This is a genomic window from Actinoplanes sp. NPDC026619, assembly GCF_040638295.1.
In the GTDB taxonomy this organism is placed as follows: Bacteria; Actinomycetota; Actinomycetes; order Mycobacteriales; family Micromonosporaceae; genus Actinoplanes.
The window spans coordinates 49,921-69,984 of record NZ_JBEZYA010000023.1; the positions used below are offsets into that span (position 1 = coordinate 49,921).

Below are 20,064 nucleotides of genomic sequence, written 5' to 3' on the forward strand. Positions count from 1 at the left end.
TCCTGACCAGCCCCTCCAGCGCGTTCAACGCCGGGAAGATAGCCCATCCGAGCGCTGTCGCCAACGGCGCATACCGCCGCCGCAGTGATAGGTCCGATCGGCCTCGACACCAAACCGCGACGTCATTGGCGGCACTGTGCTCTACCGCTCAGCAGCCAGGTTCGGCAGCTGATCGGCAGCGCTTGGCCACATCCTGGCCGGAACCGGCCACGCACAACACCTCCCATCGATCAATGAGCCCAGGCCGAGCAGTCCACCACCGCTGGAATCGCGCTGGTCCGGTCTATCTCTAGAAGGGGAACCCAATGCATGATCATCTCCAGTCCGGCCACGAGTTCGATGTCGTGGTCGTCGGCGCGGGTCCTGCTGGTCTGTTCGCCGCGCTGCGTGCTCAGCGCGTGCCCGGGATCCGCATGTTGGTCGTCGACGCCGGCCTGGATCTGACCGATCGGCTTGACGCGCAGCAGAGCCGGCCTGGCGACAACGCGATCATCACGATGGGGTTCGGTGGGGCCGGGTTGTTTTCCGACGGAAAGTTGTGCCTGTCTCACCGGATCGGCTCGACGCTGGCTCACCGTTTCCCGGCCAACGAGGTGGAGGAACGCCAGCACGCCATCGATGAGCTGATCCGTGGCGGCGAGGACGCACCGCTGCTCGGCGCCGACGTCGACGCTGCGGCTGCTCTGGAGCGTGGCGCCGCGGCGGTCGGCATGGAGTTCCTTCACTATCCGCTGCGTCACGTCGGCAGTGACCAATTGCCCCGGATGTTGTCGCGGCTGCGTGCTCGTCTCGGTCCTGACGTTGATGTCCGGTGTCGGACCGAGGCGGTGGAGATCACCGAGTCGTCGCTGCCCGGTAGCCGGTGGACGGTGCGGCTCCACCGTGCAGGCGACTTGCCTACGGCGGTGTATGCCCAGCACGTGGTGCTCGCACCCGGCAAGGTCGGCTCGGCGTGGATGGACCGCGTCGGTGCCGAACTCGACTTGCGTCGCCATCCGGCTTGTCCGAAGCTCGGGTTCCGGCTGGAGGGGCGCAAGGATTTCCTGGATCCGCTGTTGTCGGTTGCCGGTGACCCGAAACTGATCTGGCGGGCGGGATCTGGTGCCGAGGTGCGTACTCATTGCGTGTGTTACGGCGGGGATGTTGTGCCGGCCGGCTACGAGGGGCTGCTGCTCGTCGGCGGTCACGCCGATTCCGGTCACGCCGCTGACCGGTCCAACACCGCCGTGATCGCGACCGCTGGAAAAGACCTGCCGTTGACATCGAGCGAGGCGCGGGGAGTTGTCGCCACGATCAACGGCCGGTACGGCGGACTCGTCGCGCAGAGCCTCGGTGACTTCCTCGCCGGTGTGCCGTCCCGGCAATCGGTCGCTGGGCTGGCGGCGGCGTTCACCCCGAGTATGCCGGCGGTGGCGCCAGGTGACCTCGCCGCGGCGCTGCCGGCACCGATCACCGGCCTGCTCCGGCGGTTCATCGAGCGGCTCGCCGGTCTCTGCCCACAGGCGCTCGACCCGACGAACGTGCTCTACGGGCCGGCGGTGGAACGGTGGGCGGCCCGGTTCGCGGTGTCCGATGCGATGGAAACCGACCGGCCCGGCCTGTACCTCGCCGGTGACGGACCCGGTCTGACCGGCGGCATCATCGGCGCCGCCGAATCCGGATGGCTCGCCGGGGACAACATCGCCGGCCGCCTCACTGCGGCCGTGTCCGCTCCCTGATCTGTTCGCAGCCTGGAGGACTCCTCATGCCTGCTCCTTCTCGAATTCCCGCACTGACCGCCGAGGCTGGACCGATGTGGACCGGCCAGAACCTCACCGGCGTGGACTATCCGATCGTGCTGTCGGAAGAACAGATCGCCGAGATCGCCGAGGCGACCGCTGTGGCGTGCCGCCGGCTCGCCGGCCGCGACATGACCTTCGACCCCACGATCGGCCCAGACGACTTCCCGCTACCGCTGAGCAGCTCGGTCCTGAAGAAGGCGGCACGCGAGGTCGCCGACGGCCGAGGCTTCGCGCTCGTCCGCGGCCTGCCGGTCGAGACAGTGAGCGAGGACCAAGCCGCGGTCATGATCCGCGGCTTGGCGACGCACCTTGCACCGATCGCCACGCAGAGCCGCACCGGACACCTCATCCGGCACGTCCGCAGCACCGGCAGGCAACTCGGTGACACCGTGACGCGTGGCCACCAGACCGCCGACCGGCTCTGGTTCCACACCGACGGCGCTGACGCCGCGGTCCTGCTGTGCCGGCGCGGCGCCGCCGAAGGCGGCTTGAGTCGACTCGCGAGCGCCGCCGCCGTGCACAACGCGATGCTCGACCTCGACCCGGACGCCGTGGCCGCGCTGTACCAGCCGTTCCACTTCCACATGGCTGGCGGCAACTGCCCCGGCCTTCCCGAGACGTTCGTGTCACCGATCTTCTCCCATCACCAGGGGCTTTTCTCCGTCCGCTTCGTGCGGCACACCCTGCTGGAAACACCACAGGTCACCGGCGTCCCCATTACCGAACGGGTCCTGGCCGCGTTCGACCTGCTCGAACAGGTCGCCGACGGGGTCGCCGCGGACATGGAATTGCGCGCCGGAGACCTGCAGGTGGTCAACAACCACACCGTGCTGCACTCGCGGACCGCCTACACCGATCCCAGTGATGCCGACCAGGCCCGTCATCTGCTGCGGTGCTGGCTCACCTTCGCGCACTACCGCGACCGCCGGCCGAGCCCCATCGACGAAGCGCTGCGCTACGGATGGCTCACCGACCACCAGCAGCGCCAGGCCGCGCAGACGTGGACACCGCCGTCCGCGTACGCCACCTCCGGCATCGAGTAGATCGGACGACACCGTGCCGCCCCCCACCCTCGCCATCGCCATCCGGCACACGTTGCAAAACCATGCCCGATACCAGGGCCACCGCCACGCGGTCATCGATCGGCACGGCATCCTCACCTTCAGCCAGCTGTGGCGCCAAGCACGCGACCTCGCCGCCGAACACGACCAGCGACCAGGAAAAATCATCGCCGTCTCCGCGACGTCGGACGCCGCGTTCTTCGTGCGGACCGCGGCGATCTGGCTGCGCGGCGCCGTACCGATGCCGGTCGACCCGCGGACACCCCAGCCGCTACGGGAATCCCTGACCCGGCGGGCGACGATCGGCGCGCACACCTGCCGACCCTGGAAAGCCACCGTCGGCGTGGCCAGCGGCATCTACCGTCCCCTGGTCACCGGTGGAGAACTACCTACGGTCGCCCGCAAAGCGCACGCCGTCGGCCTCGGCACCTCGCACAACAGCGCCGACCCAGCCGCCAGCGGTGTGGCTTTGTTCGCAGCTCCAATGCATCTCAACGGGCCGTTCGAGTTCGCCGTGCGGCACCTGCTGCTGGGCGGCAGCCTGGCCGTCCTCGACCGATTCGCCCCGCAGGCGTGGGCGCAGATCGCCGCTGCCACCGATGCGAGCTGGGCCTTCCTGGCACCGATCCAAATCGGCCGCCTCCTTGAACAGGTCGAGCGCAATGAGCTACGGGCGTCGACGGCCGGGCTGCGGACGCTGATGCACTCCGCCGCCCCATGCCCCGCACACGTGCGCGATCGTTTGCTCGAGGTCGTCGACCCGCACATCGTCGCCGAGTACTACGGCGCCGCCGAGTACGACGGCACCTTCACGCGCGCTGATGACCGCCGGCCAGGCGGCGTGCCGATCGCGGGCGCCGAGTTCCGCGTGGTCGACGCCGACCGCCGGCCGGTAGCCGAGGGTGTCGCCGGAACCATCGAGGGACGAAGCACCGCCGGCTGCAGCGGCCACTACGCCGGCGCCCCGTGCCTGCCGGCACGCGCATGGCGCACCGTCGGCGACCACGGCCTGCTCACCACCGAGGGTCGGCTCCTGGTCACCGGCACCGCCAGCGACGGCCGGGCCATCGTCGGTGGTGTCAATGTCGCTATGGCCCGCGTACACGCCGTGGTTCTCTCCCACCCGTCGGTGATGTCCTGCCAGGTCATCGCCGCACCCGATGACGACTACGGCCAAGTCCTCGTCGCCCGGGTGATCGCCGACCGGCCGCTTCCCGCCGACATCCTGCACAGCTACTGCGCCGACCGGCTGCGGCCGGCGGAACGGCCACGCCACCTCGACATCACCACCCCCGCCCACCTGGCTTCAGAGGACTCCGACCGTGTCGTCTCCGTGTGATCTGTGCGCCGCGATCGATCCCGCGGGCCATGGCGGGCCACTGGCCCAGCACCTGCGCCCGGACCAGCCCCGGACGGTGGCCGGCAACCAGCATGCGGCCGCGATACCGACCATCGGCGCGTTCACCTGCGGATATCTGCTCGTTGTCCCGACGGCACACACCACCTCGATCGGACGGCTCCCTCGCGCTGACCGCCGTGCGGTGCACGCGCTAACCGAGCAACTCGCGGGCCGCCTGAGCGACACCTACGACAGCCCGGTGATCGGGTTCGAGTACGGGCTCAACATGCCGACCGGCCGACGCGTCGAACACGGCCATCAGCACCTACTGCCGTCCACCGCCGGACCGGCACTGCGCACCTTCCTCAGCTGGCACCTGCCCATGACCCAAGTGACTTCCATGGAGGACCTGCCCGGCGACCCCGACAGTTCGTACATCAGCGTTTACGAACCGGGCCGGCCGCTCAGCGTGTACCCGGTGGCCAACAATGCTTTCCCCCGCATCCGGCTGCGCGAAGTCGTGGCGCTGCTCGACCCCCGTGTGCCTGCGAACCTGTGGGACTGGCAGATCGCCCCCTTCACCACGCTCATGCAAGCCACCGTCGACCACCTGAGCCGCGTGCCCGCCCGAGCACTCACGGGCGCGGGGCGAGCAGCATGAGGTGGGACCTGGCGCGGCTGTGGCACGAGATCGCCGTGCAGCAACCGCAGCGAGCGGCCCTGCTGCGCGGCGGCCGCCAGCTCTCCTGGGAGCAGTTCGACACCGCCGCGACCGGGTACGCCGCCACCCTGCGCCAAGCCGGCCTACGGCGCGGCGACGTCCTGGCTCTGTGCCTGCCGAACACTGCGGAGTACCTGGTCCTGCTCGCCGCGACCATGCGATGCGGCGCCACCGTCTGCGGCATCAACTACCGCTACCGGCCGCACGAGATCGCCGAACTCTTGAACCGCATCCAGCCCGCCGCCGTCTGCTACCGCCCCGACAGCGGCATCGAGCAGATCCGCGACGCTATGCCCACGGTCCGGCTCTGGTACCCGGTCGACGGCGACCAGTCGAACGGGGCGCTCGACGCGATTATCGCGAGTGGCGGCGACCGCGGCCGGCTCGATTCGCATCCCGATGACGTCATGCTCAAGTGCACCGGCGGAACGACCGGCTCCCCCCTGGCCGTGCGGTGGCGCATCGGTGACCTGCTCGAGCAGCTCAACTCCCACAACCCGTGGCGCCGGCACGATCTCGCCGCCGACACGGTGCAGCCCGACTCCGGGCATCGCGTGCGGCTGCTGGTGGCCAGCCCGCTGATGCACGGCTCCGGGCTCACCCGGGCACTCGGTGCCCTGTGCGCCGGCGGAACCGTCATCACCATGCCCGGCACGTCTTTCGACCCGTATCACCTGCTCGACGCTCTCGCCGATCAGCAGGTGACCAGCCTGGCCATCGTCGGCGACGCCCACGCTGTGCCGCTGGCCGACGCCCTCGACGCCGAATCCGGCCGCTGGCCGCTGCCGCACCTGGAAACCATCACCTCATCCGGTGCCGCCTGGACCCACGACATCAAAAACCGGCTCCTGATGCGGCTGCCGCACCTGCGGCTGCTGGAGTCACTGGGCGCCACGGAAGCCACCGGCCTCGGTTTCGCCATCGCCACGGCCGGTGCCGTGCCGCCCACCGGCGAGTTCCGCCTCGGCCGATACGCCCGGGTCTTCACCAGCAGCGGGCAGCCGGCACAGCCCGGACAGACCGGCACCATCGGCGTCCGCAAACCACACCCCGCCGGAATACACCCGTGCGGGGCTCTGCCGGCCGCCCGGTTCGCCGTCCACGACGGCGACCGCTACCTGCTGTCTGGCGATCACGTGCAACTCATCGACGGCCAGCGGTTCCTGCTGCTGGGCCGGCCCGACGACTGCATCAACACCGGCGGGGAGAAGGTCTACGCCCCGGAGGTCACCGCCGTCATCCGGCAGCACCCGCACGTGCGTGACGCGATCGTCCTCGGGACCGCGCACCCCGAGCTCGGACACACCGTCACGGCCCTCGTCGAGCTGCGTCCCGCAGGCACCACCACCGAGATCGGGCCCTACGCCCGGCAGCGGCTGGCTGGCTTCAAGGTCCCGACGGCGGTGATCGCCGTGCCGGCAATCCCTCGCACCGCGGCCGGGAAACCCGACCTGGCCGCCGCCCGACACCTCGCGCAGCAACACCTGGGGAGCCTCCCGTGACCGCATTCGCCATTGGCGTTCCAATGACACACACGCTGGACCTCCCGGCCGTCGCCCGGCGCGAGCAAGCGCTCCTCGCCGCAGCCCTGGCCAGCCTGTTCACCGATCCGGCCCTCGACGCGCGGATCAGCCAAGCCCTGGGCTACCCGCACTGGCCTCAGCCACTGACCCTGTTGCCGGACCTCGCACCGCACCTGACCGTCGCAACCCCGCAGCTCGCGGCGTACCTCGCCTTTGCCACCACGGCCGGGCGGGCCTCGATCGACGCTGTCGTCGACCGCGGATGGCCTTCGCAGCCGGCCGACGCCGACGCCGCCTGGATCCTGCTTCAACACGCCGACGCCGACAACGACCGCCGACGAACGGTACTGACGCGGGTGGCCGACGCGGTACACCGCGGCGCCACCGACCCCCGCCACCTCGCGCTGCTGACCGACCGCGAACGTGCCATCCGCGGCCTACCGCAGACCTACGGCACCCTGCGCCTGATCCGCGACGAACAACCCGTACTGCTGTATCCGCTCGACGGCTCACCCGCCGACGTCGACGACGCCCGCCAGGCGATCGGCCTGCCCAGCCTGGAAACCGACGCCCGGTTCGCGTTCTCCCCGCTGACCCCGTACGGCACCGCCCGGACCAGCCCCACCAACCCCTGGCGGCCTGGGGCCCTCGACCCACTTCGGCCGGAGGCCGGTGTCACCGTCACCGTCGATCACCCGGGCCCTCTGCCCGCTGGCACGGTCGGCGTCTATCTCGCCGCCACCCTGCGCTACCGCAACCAGACCTGCCGGATCCGCGAGGCGCTGCCCGCGCCGCTGATCTCCACCAGCAGGTGGCTCGACATCGACCCGCTCACCCGCGCCAGCTGCCAACTCGACGCCGGCCTGGCGCTCAACCAGCTCGCCGCCCGCCTGTGCCTGGCCGATGTCACACGCGCCGACACCATGATCGCGTTCGAAGGGCAACGCCGCAGTCACGGCCTCGGCGTCGAGATCGGGGTCGCGCTCGCCCACCACAAACACGTGATCATCATCGGGCTACCGCGCTGCTCCTTCGACACGCTTGCGGACGTCACCCTCGTCGACGACCTCGACGAAGCACTGGAGGTCGCCGTCACGTACGGGCAAGGCAAAATGCGGGAGCCCGCATGAGGCGGCCCCCGCATCAGCACACCGTCCTACGCCTGCAGCGGAGCCGACATCGCCAGACCGGGCAGATCAGACCACGTGGTCTCCACGACATCGACGGACCCGACCAGTTCCCGGCGTTCGGCCGTGGTCAGGATTCCCATCTCGGCCCGCCGCTGCACCGGCAGATGATCCACGGCCAGCCGCCGCGCGACGTAATCCATCAGCGACGTCGCCATCGGAAGCTCCGGGTCATCAGTCATCCCGGCCGGCACGAAGCGCATGTTCGCGAGCTTCCCGACGTACACCTCCAGGGGTGCGCCAGCCTTCAGTCCCATGGAGATGGTCTGCCCCAGGGCGTCCATCATGCCGGCCAGGGTCGAGCCCTGTTTGGCCATGCGGATCGTGACCTCACCGAGGCCGCCGTCCGCTGCCGTCGCGGTGGTCAGATATCCCTTCTGACCATCCACGGTGAACCGCGTCGTCACTCCTCGACTCATCCGAGGCACGACACGATTTGCTGCTCGAGGATGGACTCGCGGTGTCAACGAATCAGACATTCACCCTCCCGGGTAACGGCGTTCAAACACAAGCAGTGGGCACCCTACCGCAAATCTTCCACCACATGTTGTGGGCTCGCGCGGCTGGCCATACAGTCGCGCGAACGAGTGGTCAGCCTCCGCGACACGCCCCGCGATGACGATCGCGGCCCCGCTGGAGCGCGAACACCACGCAGTGGACGGTGCCGCCTGGACGGGTCGCCCGAGCTGCGGCGCGGCCATCGTGCGGTCTCGTGGAGGCCCGAGGCCGGGCTCCACGCACCCGCCCGAAGGGGCAACAAACCCCTGGCGCCGGATTACTCGCAACAGGGTGCGGCAGACGTTGTGCCCGGTTCAGCCGGCTGAGCGAAAGGAACAGTCCTGATGAATAAAGTCGTTCTGTTCGCAGGCGTCGATCCTCTGGCGACTGGCGAATCCGACTACGCGTGGCATCCGCTGTCCGTCCTGTCGATCGGCTCGATCCTGAAGGCCGACGGATTCGACGTGCTCATCCTCGACTGCCAGGTCGACCCCGATTGGCGTCACCGACTACGCCAAGCCGCCGGTGACGCGCTGTTCGTCGGGGTCACCTGCATGACCGGACCGAGCATCAACAATGTGCTGGATGCGATCAACATCGTGCGTGACGCCGCCCCCCACACCCCAGTGATCTGGGGCGGTTACCACGCCACCCTCGCGCACCAGGCCATCCTGCGCGAACGGCTCGTCGACGTCATCGTCCGCGGCCCCGGCGAGAATGCGGTACTGGCGATGGCCCGACGGCTCGCTGACGGCATCGCGTTGTCGGCGGACACCGTCGCCGACGTCCCGAACCTGGCGCTGCTCGACGGGCGCACCGCGATCACGGCAACCGGGGCCACTGAGCCGCGGGTCATTCGCACCAACTACGAGTTCCTGGGCGACATGAACACGCTGCCGCCGATGGACTACAGCCTCATCGACCCGACCCGCTACTACAACGACCGGACCCGCGACCTGTCCTACATCACCAGCTACGGCTGCCCCTACGCCTGCGCGTTCTGCTCCGAGCCACAGACCAGCACCCGCAAATGGAAGTCCTTGGCACCCGAACGCGTCGTGACCGAACTGGTCGGCCTATGGCGGACCTATGCACCGAGCCAGATCAGCCTGCTCGACCCGAACTTCTCGACCAACATCGCCCGAGTCACCGACATCGTCGCCCTGCTCGAAGCCGAGGGACTGCGACTCGAACTGCGCGCCAACATGCGCACCCGGGATGTCGTCAACCTCGCCAAAGTTATCGACCTGCGAAGACTGCAGGACGTCGGGTTCTCGGCGATCTTCCTCGGCTGCGAATCCGGCTCCGACCGCATGCTCACCGCACTACGCAAGGGCGCGACCGTCGCCGATACTCGCGATGCGTGCGCCCTGCTGGACAAGGCCGGAATCATCCAGCTCACCAGCTGGATCCACGACCTACCCGGCGAAGAGGCCGCGGACAGCGACGAAACATTGGCCCTGGTCACCGAGCTCGCCGCGCTGGAGCACAACCGGCAGAAGCACCACTTCTTCATGCCGTTCCCCGCGACCGAGCTCTACGAGCAGCTGTTCGGCAAGACCGAGGACGACGGCCGAACCCAAGCCGAGTGGGCAGCCAGCGACACCTACGGCGGCTCGTCGCTCTACGCGGGCCGGCCCGACGTCCGCCGCCGGGTTCTTGAACAACTTATCGCCCTCAAACAGCGCTTCCCGCACGCTCTCGAGAGATCGCTGCCACGCCTGTAGACCTGGCAGCCCGGCGCTTCACTACAGCGCCGCCCGACACAGTCATGATCTGCCGACCACGACGCAAAGGTGCACTCGGATGATGCGATCCACCCGGCTCGCGATCCACAACCTGCGGGCGACCGGAACCGGCCAGCTGGTCACCCAGAACGGCGACTTCGACGCGGTCGCCTACAGCCAGATGAAGTATGGGCACATCGTCCCCGCGCGCCGGTACGGATACCAGCTTGCCGAGATGTTGACCGCCGGTGGGGCCTTCACGCCTGTTGACCCGATCCGACCGATCGTCGTCTACGGCCCGGCCACGCGGCACACGCCGAAACCCGCCCACGCTATCGCCGTCTACTTCACCCAACTGTTCAACCACTTGCGGGCCCAACGTGACCTGCGGCCGGCCCAACTGCACGAGGTCAAACACGTTGAGCAGGGCGAGCCGGTACGGTACGCCGCACTCGACCACGCCGGGCGGCGTACCGCCTTGGCTGGCACCATCGACTACGTCGACCCCAACATCATCAAAGACGCATGCGTCATCTGCATCGACGACCTGATCGTGACCGGCGCCGTCGAAGACAAGATGAGCGAGACGCTCGCACCATTACGCCCCGCCGAAGTCCATTACCTCTACGCCGTTTGGCTCGACCCAAAACTCGCCGGCCAGGACCCCGCAATCGAGGAACGAATCAATAACGCCAGCACACCCACCCCGGCCAGCGTCGCGAGGTTCATCGAGCGGGACGAGTTCATCCTCAACGATCGCGTCCTGCGAGAGCTGCTCACCTGGCCTGACCGCGGCGAGGTCCAGGCCTTCCTCGCCGATCGCTCAGACCTCTTCCTGGAGCACCTGGTCACTGAACTCGCCTCGGTAGGCGTGCCCTACCACCGCCTCAGCGTCCACCTCCTCGAATGCCTCCTAGAGGCCCTGGAACGACGAAACCATCCCGTCGTCCTCGCGCTGAAACTCGCGGCCGCCGATTAGCCGGAAGAAGCCGCTTCTGAATGGTGAAAGCAGCCCACTTTTGCGACGCCGCGCGGACCTCCACCGTCATCGCCCGGTCTCGAATGCCTCCCGCGCCAACGTCTGCAGAAGCTACGTCTTGCGTCGATAGAGCCACCCTCTAGGGGGCCGGACAGTATCGTGACTTCCAGGTAAAACCTCAGCGCCGGCTCCCTCGCTGATAGATCCCGCTCGGCAAGGCGATCGGCGTGCATGCAGGTGGCCTCGGTCAGAGGCACGTCAGGGAGCCAACGTGGTGGATGGTGCGAACGAGGACGATTGGCGGCCTTGGCCATCTGACTGGCCGGCGCGTAAAGCGGGCGGAGGCTGTCAACTCTGCGAATTTCTGAGCACCGAGGATCCCGACTGGGGCGTGCGTATCTACACCGGGCGAGCGGCCAATGGATACCTCAGCGTCCGCGGCCAAATCCCAGGCTACTGCTGGGTAATCTGGCGCGGCGACCACGTCTGCGAACCCACCGAAGTGCCCGAAGTTTCTGCGCTCGACTTCTTCGCCGACCTCCTCGCGGTTGGCCGCGCCGTCACCACGCTGTTCCAGCCAGCCAAAGTCAACTACGCAGTTTTCGGCAACAATGTGCCCCATCTGCACGGCCATGTGATCCCGCGCCCGAACCTAGATCCAGACCCGCGAGGAGCGCTGGCGTGGACGTACCTCGACGACGGTCGACAACCAGCCGACCGTGTTCAGCAGAGCGCCGCAGCGCTGGAACACCTACTCAGCTAGGAAGCGCCAGTGTCTATCGCCGAGCAACCACCACCGCTCGGCTACTTGATCCGGACGGTACGGCCAGCGAGGCCTCGACGAGGCGATCTCCGCGCTTGCTGCGGGTGGGTGCTTGCTAGAAGGCCGATGAGGTGTCAGCCGAACTCGTGGGCTTTGACGCCAGCGAGGATCGTTCGCCACTGGTCTGGGCTGAACGCGAGCGCCGGGCCGGAAGGTTTCTTGCTGTCGCGTACGCCGATCACGCCGGGTACGTTGTCGGCAACTTCGATGCACTGACCGTTCGCGTCGCGTCGGGTGCTCTTGCGCCACAGGGCGCGAGACAGCTCCACCGGTTTGCGTCCTTCATTCGTTGCACAGAAGACCGATCTCGGAATCGCACACCGTTGATAGACTTGGTCGTTCAGGTGTCGCATCGCGACACCTGAACGCTTAGGAAGGGTCTAGGCCGAACTCGTTGGCTTTGACGCCAGCGAGGAACGTTCGCCACTGGTCTGGGCTGAACGCGAGCGCCGGGCCGGTAGGGTTCTTGCTGTCGCGTACGCCGATCACGCCGGGTACGTTGTCGGCAACTTCGACGCACTGACCGTTCGCGTTGCTCCGCGTGCTCTTGCGCCACACGGCGCGAGACAGATCCACTGCCGCGCCTCCTTCCATCTAGGCCAGGTCTCTGGCCGTTGCCGCGATCAGCTCCCGTGATTTGCTGGTGCTGAGAGCGGCAGTTTGCAGGTGGGTATAGGTGAGGGTAACGCGCCGGATATCGTCTTCGCGTTCGAGATACACGTCACCAGCCGGCGACTCGATGTACGCCACGGGACTGTGCACACCGTCCGGGAACTCGAGGATCGAGAACGACCCAGACGTTCCAGGATGCCAACCTTCGGTGAATGGAAGGACCTGGATAGTGACGTTCGGTCGCTTCCCCATCTCGATCAGGTGGTGAAGCTGAGTTCGCATGACCTCGTTCCCGCCAGTGCGACGGCGCAGCACAGCCTCGTCGACGACGGCCCAGAAGTTCAGCGTCGGTTCTTCGGTCAGGCACGCCTGCCGAGCTATTCGTAAATCCACGCGCCGCTCAGCCTCCGCCGGCTGATCCGGGAGCGCTGCGGTCTGGATCGCTCTGGCGTAGTCCTCCGTTTGCAACAAGCCAGGCACCACGGCCAGCTCAAAATCCTTGATCTCCGTGGCGGCGCTCTCCAAGCCGACGTACATCGAGTAGACGTTGGACAGCGCGCCGTATTGTGCCCACCAACCTCGTTGTTTGCCCTGTTTCTGCAGTTCAAACGCGGTCTCGCGCTGAAGATCGTCGGAGGCGATGCCGTACCGATCGAGCATCACGATTAAATCGCCGCGATTGATCCCAACATCGCCAGCTTCGATCTTGTAGATCTTCGACTCGGAGCAGCCGAGCACTTCGGCGATCTGGAGCTGCGAGATCTTCGCACCCTCGCGCAGAGCCTTCACCTGCCTGCCGAGCTGCCACCGCGCGATCGTCGGACCGCTTGCTCTGGGCACGTCTGCCTCACCCTCTCGAAGGTCGTAAGGCGTCAGTTTTCCCTCAGTCCTCTCGGCAGGCAAGTTACAACTTCACCGTAAGAATTACGGTATAAAACTTACACTGAAGACTTGAAGTGGACACCAGTGCATGTCAGCCTGAAAGCGGTCGGTATCACCCTGACGATTCGAGTGGCTGCCGACGAAAGCCCCCAGCGGGGGTCGGCATCGCAGGTGGGTACTTGACGTTGCCGCTCCCGCTGGGCTCGGAATCGCAGCTCAAGGGGTGCCGCATGTTGATCTATGGTCTGATCGGCGCACTGCTGACGGGCTTTGCCGCAGGCTTGCTGTCCTTCAGAGTTAAGTCGCGGTGGTGCCCACGGTGCGGAGGCACAACCTGTGTCCTGCCTTCGCCCGGCGTTGGGTGCCCCTGATGAAATCTCGAGGCGTCTTCGACACGACAGCGCGCACAAGCGCAGCCTGTCAGTGTCGTTGTGGGGCAAGTCTGGCCCGTGACCGCATTGGGCCACTATGTGGGTCCTGCGACGCGGCGGCTGGGCAGCGGTGGGCGCAGCCGCCACGGGTACCTGCTCATTTCTGGATATGTCGTCCGATCGTCGAGGCCTTGGCTGAGCAGCACATGGGTCGGGTGGTGCGCGCCTATCGGCACCATCCGTTGCATGGCGGCGCGCCGATACCTCAGGAGGTTCTCGGGCGGTGGTTGCACGTGTCGCAATGCCAGGTCAGCCGACTCGAAGGCGGTTCCGCTCGCAAGGATCTGGACTGGTTGCGGTTCGTGGCGCGGACGCTGCGGATCCCAGCGGACCGTCTGTGGTTCTCGCTCGGTGATCAGCCGACTCACGTCGAGGTTCAAACACCGCTTTCCGTGACGGCGCCTATGCCTTCATCGTCCAGCGTTCTAAGCGCGGTGGGTGCTTCGTTCGAGCCCGCCGTCGTTCGCCTGGAGGTCGCCCCTGGCGCGGAGTTGACCATCACGGTCGACTCCCACGTCAGGGTAGCGATCCGTGTCGTGGCCAGTGCGGCGCCGGAAGTCCCGGCCGGGGTGACCCCGGCGCACTCGTCGGCGGCCGTGGCCGGCGCCCGCCTGTATTCCCTCGACGCTCACCGAAGGAGCGCCAGATGACCGCACGCGACGCCCGGCCGGTCTGCGGCGTATCGCCGCAATCCAGGAACGATGACTCCGTGGTGACTCACGCCGACGCGGTCACCAAAGTTTTCCTCGACACCGAGTACGTAGATACAGGCCGCCTGATCGTGCCGATCAGCATCGCCCTCGTCGCCGAGACCGGAGCCGAGTATTACGCCGTGTTCGCCGAGAACGACCTACGTCATATCGGCGGCCACCCTTGGCTGAGTCAGAACGTCGCCCCGCACCTGCCGATCCGCTCGAGTGGCAGCAGTTGGATGTGGGATCCACGCCATCCGGACTTCACCGCCGTCAAACCGCAAAGCACGATCGCTGCGGAGATCGTGGCCTTCTTCAGCCAGCTGCCTGGCGCCGAGATCTGGGCCTACTTCTCGCCCTTCGACACCATCGTTCTGACCCAGCTCTACGGACCGTTCGACGAGCTGCCTCATACGATCCCTCGGTTCATCAAGGACCTCATGCAAGAGGCAATCCGGATCCGGCGAACAGTTCCGCAGCAGTCACAGCCCGTTCATCACGCGCTGTTCGACGCCCGTCATGCTCTGACGATCGCGGAGGCTATCGGCTTGGTCCAGCCGCGGATTGCCGTAGGCGATGGCGCCACCAGAGCGACACACCTGTCGGCCACGTGACGTTGCCCCCATATTGGGCCCGCGGCGCGATCGTCCTCGCTCAACAACCCGTCGCGTTAGCCACCACGACCGCGCCGGTACGTCCTCTGTTGTTGGCCTGGGCGAGTCGGAACGTGTCAAGATTTTTGAGGCTGGTTGATTAGGGATTCTTTGAGTGAATCTGCTGGTCAGCCTGGTTCTCGGCGGGCGGGTTGATCCATGCCGCTTCGGGCAGGGTTGCCGGTTCGGGGTGCTTGCGGACGAAGCGTTCGGGGTGGCGCTGGTAGGCGGCGGTCAGGACCTCGGCGCGGACCGCGTGGACGGTGCCGGCGTGTCCGTGGTGGACGTTGTGTGGGGTGTGCCAGGCGATCCCGGAGTGCCGGTGCTGGGTGTTGTACCAGGTGAAGAAGTCGCGGCAGAAGGCGCGGGCTGCTTCGATGGTGTCGAAGCGGTCCGGGAAGCCGGGCCGGTACTTCAACGTCTTGAAATGCGCTTCGCTGTATGGGTTGTCGTTGCTGGTGTGCGGCCGGGAGTGGCTTTTCGTGACGCCGAGGTCGGCGAGCAGGAACGCCACCGGTTTCGAGGCCATCGAGGAGCCGTTGTCGGCGTGGATGGTCAGTTCGTCGCGGTCGACGTGCTGTTTGACGATCGTGTCGGCCAGCAGTTTCTCGGCCAGGATGCTGGACTCGCGGTCGGCCAGGAGCCAGCCGACGGCGTACCGGCTGTAGATGTCGATGATCACGTACAGGTAGAAGTACTGCCATTTCGCCGGGCCGTGCAGCTTCGTGATGTCCCACGACCACACGGTGTTCGGGCCGGTCGCGACCAGTTCCGGCTTGACCCGCGCCGGGTGAGTGGCCTGCGCTCGGCGTTCGCGGACCTCGCCGTGTTCACGCAGGATCCGGTACATCGTCGAGACGCTCGCGAGGTAGGCGCCCTCGTCGAGCAGCTCGTGGTAGACCGTGGCCGGCGCCTTGTCGACGTGTTCGGGGTGGTTCAGCAGCGCCCGCACGCTCTCGCGCTCGGCTTGCGACAACGCCCGCGGCTGCGGCTTACGCACGCGTGGTTCCCGTTCGGGTTTCGGGCTCTGCCGGTGCCGGCGGTAATGGTTGGCCTGCGGCCGGCCGGCCGCCGTGCACGCCGCCCGCACCGACCCGAGCACCGCGGTCAGCTCGGCGATCGCCGCGTCGATCACGGCTTCGGCTCGCTCCCGGAGTCCGGGGCGCTGCTGGTCGCGAGCTGACCCAGCAGCGCGGAGAGTTTTCCCTGCACCTCGATCACCGTCTGCGCCTTCGCGAGCTCCGCGGCCAGGCGCTCGTTCTCGCGCCGCAGCTGGGCCAGCTCCCTGTCGCGCGTATCGGCCGGCGGACGTCCCGCCGGACGGGCCAGGGCCTGCCGGGCACCCCGATCGCGCTGCTGACGCCACGTCGTGATCAACGACGAATACAAGCCCTCCCGCCGCAGAAGCGCACCCTTGCCCGCCTTGTCGAGCGACTCGTACTCCTCCAGGACCCGCGCCTTGTACGCGGCCGAGTAACTACGCGATCTCGCCTTCGCCGGAACCTCCGGGTCAGGCACCTCACTATTCGAACCCACCGGTGGTGGTCTCCTCGCTCGCCCTCAGCTCAACGTTTCAAGAGTAGATCTTGCCTCTCATGATCTTGGCACAGAGGGGTTGCGAGAGCAGGCCGGGGATCCCGCTGGCCGTGAACGGATGCGCAGGTTTGGGTTGACTGGCTCGGGCAAAGGTCGCGACCGGGTTGGACTTCAATTTGTAGAACTCTGACTGGGCGTGTCCGGCTGGGGCAAGCGGGAGCTGCGCCTGGACCAGATTTCCCCTGCCCATCGGCTGATCAACCGGCTATCACTGACGGCTCGGCTTCCTCGTACGGAAGCCGGGCCGTCGTGCTCGTAGGCTTCCAAGGGTGCAGATGGTGACCGTGAGAAAGCTGCGCGAGGCGATGGGTGAAGCACTGCGCCACGCGATGTCCTCCCCAGAGGTCGAGCAGTTCTGTACCGGGATCGGGCTGGCTCCGTCTAACCCGGAACAGGACGACATCGCGATTCACAGCAAGCGGAAGTACGTCGTGCGGCGGCTGATCGGCAAGGAACTACCCGAGTTGCTCCGAATCGCAGAGCACGTTCTGAATGAATGCGCCGGCGAGGAAGCCGCCGACGGCGGCAAAGCCGCTGGCGAGTTGGCCAGCCTCGTCGCCCAGGCGCGTGGCGGTGGTGTCGCTGGAGACTTCAAACAGTTGATCTTCGCTGCGGACGGTCCCAAGCCCAAGTTCGTCTTCACCGACGCGATCAACAACGAGATCAAGGCAATCGATAACGCCGAATACAGCCTCATCTACGACCGCCCGCTGGGAGACGGCGGGCTTACCTGGCGCCAGATGAACCGCTGGTGGGCCGAACGTGAGCAGCTCACCGATGCCCCTGACCTCGACGTCTGGAACCACTTGGTGCAGCGGCTCTCCCGCTCGCTGGACAACAACGCCGAACGCCGGATCCTTGACGCGTACGTCAAGCGCTCGCGCCGACTAGGCCCAGACATCCCGGCCCTGGTGCCGCAGGTGTACCTGCACTACGACCCATATCCGCAGTCCCGCTACGGCACGGTGCCGGCGCCGCTGACTCATCAGCGGATGGATTTCCTGCTGTTGTTTCCCGGCCGGGTCCGTGTGGTGATCGAGTGCGACGGCGTGCAGCACTACGCCGACGACCCAGACCCGGCCAAGCCACGCGAACGCCCACGCGCCAACCCGGGCCGGTACGCCAAGATGGTCGCCGAAGACCGGTTCCTGCAGTTGCGCGGCTATGAGGTCTACCGCTTCGGTGGGTACGAGCTGATGGAGGGCGGCGGTGCCGAGCGTCTCCTCGAGGAGTTCTTCGACGCGCTGGCAGCCCGGCATGACCGGCTTCCCTCGCCCGCTTGAGCCGGCGCCTGGTCAGCCGTGGCCGGTAGGCAGGCTGCCTCGCGCTCGCACTGGGGGCGGAGTGCGGTCGCCGATTGACACGGCGATCGCCGGCCGGGGGTCAGCTCTGTATTTACTCGGCAGGTTGGCGATAGGCGGCGTCGAACCAGCGGATGAAGCCCATGGTGTTGCCCCACTGCTCAGCGATCCGCTCGTGGATTGCACGCTGGTCGTGGCCGGGGAGGAACTGCCGGGCGCCGGTGACGACTCCGCCGCACCCGCAGCCGCAGGTTCGCGGCCGGTCGAGAGGGTGGTCGTCGACGTAGGTGACCGGATTGCGGTATTGGTCGAGGCTTGGCTGGCTGATCAAGCCGTCATATAGGGGGTCGCCGGGTTCCAGGACGGTCCCGACGATCGCGGACTTGCCGCCACCGACGTCCTCGAAGTCGTCGATTTCGACCACCAGCACGATCGTGCTGGTGACGGTAGAGGAGAACGCGGCGTACCGCTCCTGGCGGGCCCGAGCGCCGAACTTCCAGCGCCCCCGGTTGCGCTCGAACAACTGGAGCGGGCTCAGCTCTGGCGACCAGCCGACATAGTCACGTTGCATGGTGTCGTCTTCGGCGGCGGGACGAGTGGGGCCCAGCTTGATGTGGATCACGCATCTCCATAAACCATAAACCTTGGTAGTTGGTTTATGAGCATGCAGCGACGGTGCTATAGATGTCAACCCTTGTGTCAAGGTTTATGGGTGAGGCTTAAGGCTGTGGTGTTGGGGCAAACCCCAACACCACAAAACACCCATCGCCGCCGAACCCATGAGTAACAGCGAGCCCTTCCCCGAGTCTTGTGGGGGAGGGCTCACGCGTGGTCTGGGCGGGGTGCCTCAGCTTTCCCGGGCCAGCGCACGGTCGAAAAACGCGTGGTACGTCTCGGCGTCGAGCTTGCCGTCGAGGCCCATAGGATTGCGCGCGGCGGCTCGCCGTTCCGGCGGCGTCGCGTCGCCCCTACACGATCCTGACTTGGCGGGCGTGGAGTAAAACGGTTGGTTATGACCATTCCCGTCCCGGCTGGCCCTCCGCCAGGTGCGCCGACATTCGGCCGTGAGGCCGCCAGCCTTCCCCACGTCCTCCACTCTCTGCCAGCACCCCTGACGAGGCGAACCGAGCCGTGATGAGCAGGAAGGCCGCGAGCCGGAAGATTGAGCAACTACGCCGCGATTACCGCGGCTCTAAGGCCCTCATGACGGACCCCGAGTATCCGCGCTACGACCCTCACAGCTTCCCTGGGGTCTACTTCGTTGTTGAATACCCCGACCGGTTCAACCTGGTCAACGGCGGGAAACCTCACCGATTCAAGATCGGTGAAAGCAAAGATCCTATTCTCAGACTCCCCACTCTCAATACCGGCAACCCGGGCGAACTGCACTTGGCGCACGTCATCTACGAACCCGACGAGCGTCGGCGCCGAGTCCTCGAAACCGAGCTGAAGCATGACTTCCGCGACCTTGGCGTTGCCCGCGAGTGGTTCCGCTGGACTGACGGAGTGGACGACTACGTCAGCTCCTTGTGCAGAGAGCAATGCTGGGATACCCCGGACCGGTGAGGAACCGCCGTGGCTAGGCCGAGCGGATCAGGCTTGTCATAACGCCGTCATCTGCCGGTTCGGGTGAGCAGGGCATCGTACTTGGTCAGGTCCGGCGGCCCAGGACGGCTGTCGACGGGAAGCGCGCCGAGTTGGACAGCCAGGCGCAGCCGGTCGTGGTAGATGCGGTACGCCTTGCGGTCGGCGGACGAGGCGCCCTCGGCCCCGGGTATGCCGGCCGCGGCGAGCAGCGCTTGGTGGCCTTCCAGCAGCGCGGTCACGTGCAGGCTGAAGCCCTGTCCACGCCGCACCATGCGTCCGCGGCGCAGCGCGTGCTGTTCGGCTTCGCCGAGGCCGGCCTGGTCGGTGAGGGGCTGGTGCCGTCCGGCTTTGACGCTGCCAGCCTTGTACTTGCACAGCCTGGCGAGCCCGCGCATAGCCGAGCAGATCCGGCTGCGCTACTGCGACCAACTGGACAGCCGGGACGGCATGCTCAGCCAGCTCTACCTAGCCGGGAGGATTCTCGACCGAGACGACCTCCCCGAGGGTCCGGCCGGGGCCGCTCTCTTCGCTCAGGCCGGGAAACTGCTGGAGGCATTAGGTGCCTCGCCCGGTGCATACGCGCACCTACGAGCCCTCAAGACCCCTGGGCGCTTAACGACTCAAGCGAAACTTCGATCAACTCCGCAGGCTAGCCGCGTTATCCGGCCTGG

19 protein-coding genes and 1 pseudogene are annotated in these 20,064 nt (G+C 66.9%); 13 read left to right on the top strand and 7 right to left on the bottom strand.

Features of this window, described 5'->3' with window-relative positions; translation table 11 throughout:
- Window positions 1–305: 305 nt before the first annotated feature.
- The 6 genes from AB0E90_RS38010 to AB0E90_RS38035 all read left to right on the top strand — a co-directional run bounded on the left by AB0E90_RS38010 (window position 306) and on the right by AB0E90_RS38035 (window position 7,555).
- On the top strand, window positions 306–1,718 hold the full coding sequence (locus tag AB0E90_RS38010; protein ID WP_360416721.1) for an FAD-binding protein: 1,413 nt from the start codon (window positions 306–308) through the stop codon (window positions 1,716–1,718).
- 26 nt (window positions 1,719–1,744) lie between these two features.
- Entirely contained in the window at window positions 1,745–2,824 is a 1,080-nt protein-coding gene (locus tag AB0E90_RS38015) for a TauD/TfdA family dioxygenase (RefSeq protein WP_360416723.1), read from the top strand.
- Window positions 2,825–2,837: 13 nt separating this feature from the next.
- On the top strand, window positions 2,838–4,181 hold the full coding sequence (locus AB0E90_RS38020) for an AMP-binding protein (RefSeq protein ID WP_360416725.1): 1,344 nt from the start codon (window positions 2,838–2,840) through the stop codon (window positions 4,179–4,181).
- A gap of 76 nt (window positions 4,182–4,257) precedes the next feature.
- Window positions 4,258–4,842 (top strand): hypothetical protein, encoded by a 585-nt coding sequence (locus AB0E90_RS38025; protein ID WP_360416727.1) that lies wholly within the window; start codon window positions 4,258–4,260, stop codon window positions 4,840–4,842.
- On the top strand, window positions 4,839–6,404 hold the full coding sequence (locus tag AB0E90_RS38030) for an AMP-binding protein (protein ID WP_360416729.1): 1,566 nt from the start codon (window positions 4,839–4,841) through the stop codon (window positions 6,402–6,404). The genes AB0E90_RS38025 and AB0E90_RS38030 overlap by 4 nt, the downstream gene beginning before the upstream one ends.
- 23 nt (window positions 6,405–6,427) lie before the next feature.
- The gene (locus tag AB0E90_RS38035) at window positions 6,428–7,555 is read left to right on the top strand and encodes a DUF6624 domain-containing protein (RefSeq protein WP_360416731.1); all 1,128 of its coding nucleotides are present in this window, start codon (window positions 6,428–6,430) and stop codon (window positions 7,553–7,555) included.
- Between the two features lie 26 nt (window positions 7,556–7,581).
- On the opposite strand, the gene AB0E90_RS38040 is transcribed toward AB0E90_RS38035, so the two are convergent.
- Window positions 7,582–8,019 carry a hypothetical protein gene (locus AB0E90_RS38040; protein WP_360416733.1) on the bottom strand — a complete coding sequence of 146 codons (438 nt, stop codon included), beginning with the start codon at window positions 8,017–8,019 and terminating at the stop codon, window positions 7,582–7,584.
- 435 nt (window positions 8,020–8,454) lie between these two features.
- Here AB0E90_RS38040 and AB0E90_RS38045 point away from each other — a divergent pair, with 435 nt between their 5' ends.
- From AB0E90_RS38045 to AB0E90_RS38055, 3 genes are all read left to right on the top strand, one after another.
- The gene (locus AB0E90_RS38045; protein ID WP_360416735.1) at window positions 8,455–9,837 is read left to right on the top strand and encodes a radical SAM protein; all 1,383 of its coding nucleotides are present in this window, start codon (window positions 8,455–8,457) and stop codon (window positions 9,835–9,837) included.
- A gap of 79 nt (window positions 9,838–9,916) precedes the next feature.
- Window positions 9,917–10,816, top strand: coding sequence for a phosphoribosyltransferase family protein (locus AB0E90_RS38050; protein ID WP_360416737.1), 900 nt, complete (start codon window positions 9,917–9,919; stop codon window positions 10,814–10,816).
- Window positions 10,817–11,087: 271 nt separating this feature from the next.
- Window positions 11,088–11,579 carry an HIT family protein gene (locus AB0E90_RS38055; protein WP_360416739.1) on the top strand — a complete coding sequence of 164 codons (492 nt, stop codon included), beginning with the start codon at window positions 11,088–11,090 and terminating at the stop codon, window positions 11,577–11,579.
- Between the two features lie 134 nt (window positions 11,580–11,713).
- Here the strand turns inward: AB0E90_RS38055 and AB0E90_RS38060 are convergent, their stop codons facing one another.
- The 3 genes from AB0E90_RS38060 to AB0E90_RS38070 all read right to left on the bottom strand — a co-directional run bounded on the left by AB0E90_RS38060 (window position 11,714) and on the right by AB0E90_RS38070 (window position 13,091).
- The gene (locus AB0E90_RS38060) at window positions 11,714–11,908 is read right to left on the bottom strand and encodes a DUF397 domain-containing protein (RefSeq protein ID WP_360416938.1); all 195 of its coding nucleotides are present in this window, start codon (window positions 11,906–11,908) and stop codon (window positions 11,714–11,716) included.
- A 100-nt stretch (window positions 11,909–12,008) separates the two neighbouring features.
- The gene (locus AB0E90_RS38065; RefSeq protein WP_360416741.1) at window positions 12,009–12,215 is read right to left on the bottom strand and encodes a DUF397 domain-containing protein; all 207 of its coding nucleotides are present in this window, start codon (window positions 12,213–12,215) and stop codon (window positions 12,009–12,011) included.
- Window positions 12,216–12,233: 18 nt separating this feature from the next.
- A complete protein-coding gene (locus AB0E90_RS38070) occupies window positions 12,234–13,091 on the bottom strand; it encodes a helix-turn-helix transcriptional regulator (protein WP_360416743.1) in 858 nt (285 codons plus the stop codon).
- 604 nt (window positions 13,092–13,695) lie between these two features.
- Here AB0E90_RS38070 and AB0E90_RS38075 point away from each other — a divergent pair.
- Together AB0E90_RS38075 and AB0E90_RS38080 are read left to right on the top strand one after the other, a co-directional pair.
- Entirely contained in the window at window positions 13,696–14,214 is a 519-nt protein-coding gene (locus AB0E90_RS38075; protein WP_360416745.1) for a hypothetical protein, read from the top strand.
- Window positions 14,211–14,870 (top strand): 3'-5' exoribonuclease, encoded by a 660-nt coding sequence (locus AB0E90_RS38080; RefSeq protein WP_360416747.1) that lies wholly within the window; start codon window positions 14,211–14,213, stop codon window positions 14,868–14,870. Before AB0E90_RS38075 ends, AB0E90_RS38080 begins: the two co-directional genes overlap by 4 nt.
- 139 nt (window positions 14,871–15,009) lie before the next feature.
- Here AB0E90_RS38080 and AB0E90_RS38085 read toward each other — a convergent pair.
- Window positions 15,010–16,445 (bottom strand): annotated as a pseudogene (locus AB0E90_RS38085) (IS3 family transposase).
- 329 nt (window positions 16,446–16,774) lie between these two features.
- Here AB0E90_RS38085 and AB0E90_RS38090 point away from each other — a divergent pair.
- Window positions 16,775–17,788, top strand: coding sequence for a hypothetical protein (locus tag AB0E90_RS38090; protein ID WP_360416749.1), 1,014 nt, complete (start codon window positions 16,775–16,777; stop codon window positions 17,786–17,788).
- 112 nt (window positions 17,789–17,900) lie between these two features.
- Here AB0E90_RS38090 and AB0E90_RS38095 read toward each other — a convergent pair whose 3' ends face one another.
- Window positions 17,901–18,428: a hypothetical protein gene (locus AB0E90_RS38095; protein WP_360416751.1), complete on the bottom strand. Its 528-nt coding sequence runs from the start codon at window positions 18,426–18,428 to the stop codon at window positions 17,901–17,903.
- Window positions 18,429–18,940: 512 nt separating this feature from the next.
- On the opposite strand from AB0E90_RS38095, the gene AB0E90_RS38100 reads away from it, so the two are divergent.
- A complete protein-coding gene (locus AB0E90_RS38100) occupies window positions 18,941–19,372 on the top strand; it encodes a GIY-YIG nuclease family protein (RefSeq protein ID WP_360416753.1) in 432 nt (143 codons plus the stop codon).
- Window positions 19,373–19,419: 47 nt separating this feature from the next.
- Here the strand turns inward: AB0E90_RS38100 and AB0E90_RS38105 are convergent, their stop codons facing one another.
- Window positions 19,420–19,788: a hypothetical protein gene (locus tag AB0E90_RS38105; RefSeq protein WP_360416755.1), complete on the bottom strand. Its 369-nt coding sequence runs from the start codon at window positions 19,786–19,788 to the stop codon at window positions 19,420–19,422.
- Between the last annotated feature and the right edge of the window lie 276 nt (window positions 19,789–20,064).

Excerpts from the sequence above, each read along its gene's own strand:
- AB0E90_RS38105 (WP_360416755.1), bottom strand. The coding sequence starts at position 19,788 with ATGCGCGGGCTCGCCAGGCTGTGCAAGTACAAGGCTGGCAGCGTCAAA.
- AB0E90_RS38045 (WP_360416735.1), top strand. The coding sequence starts at position 8,455 with ATGAATAAAGTCGTTCTGTTCGCAGGCGTCGATCCTCTGGCGACTGGC.
- AB0E90_RS38030 (WP_360416729.1), top strand. The coding sequence starts at position 4,839 with ATGAGGTGGGACCTGGCGCGGCTGTGGCACGAGATCGCCGTGCAGCAA.
- AB0E90_RS38080 (WP_360416747.1), top strand. The coding sequence starts at position 14,211 with ATGACCGCACGCGACGCCCGGCCGGTCTGCGGCGTATCGCCGCAATCC.
- AB0E90_RS38035 (WP_360416731.1), top strand. The coding sequence starts at position 6,428 with ATGACACACACGCTGGACCTCCCGGCCGTCGCCCGGCGCGAGCAAGCG.
- AB0E90_RS38015 (WP_360416723.1), top strand. The coding sequence starts at position 1,745 with ATGCCTGCTCCTTCTCGAATTCCCGCACTGACCGCCGAGGCTGGACCG.
- AB0E90_RS38010 (WP_360416721.1), top strand. The coding sequence starts at position 306 with ATGCATGATCATCTCCAGTCCGGCCACGAGTTCGATGTCGTGGTCGTC.
- AB0E90_RS38050 (WP_360416737.1), top strand. The coding sequence starts at position 9,917 with ATGATGCGATCCACCCGGCTCGCGATCCACAACCTGCGGGCGACCGGA.
- AB0E90_RS38100 (WP_360416753.1), top strand. The coding sequence starts at position 18,941 with ATGAGCAGGAAGGCCGCGAGCCGGAAGATTGAGCAACTACGCCGCGAT.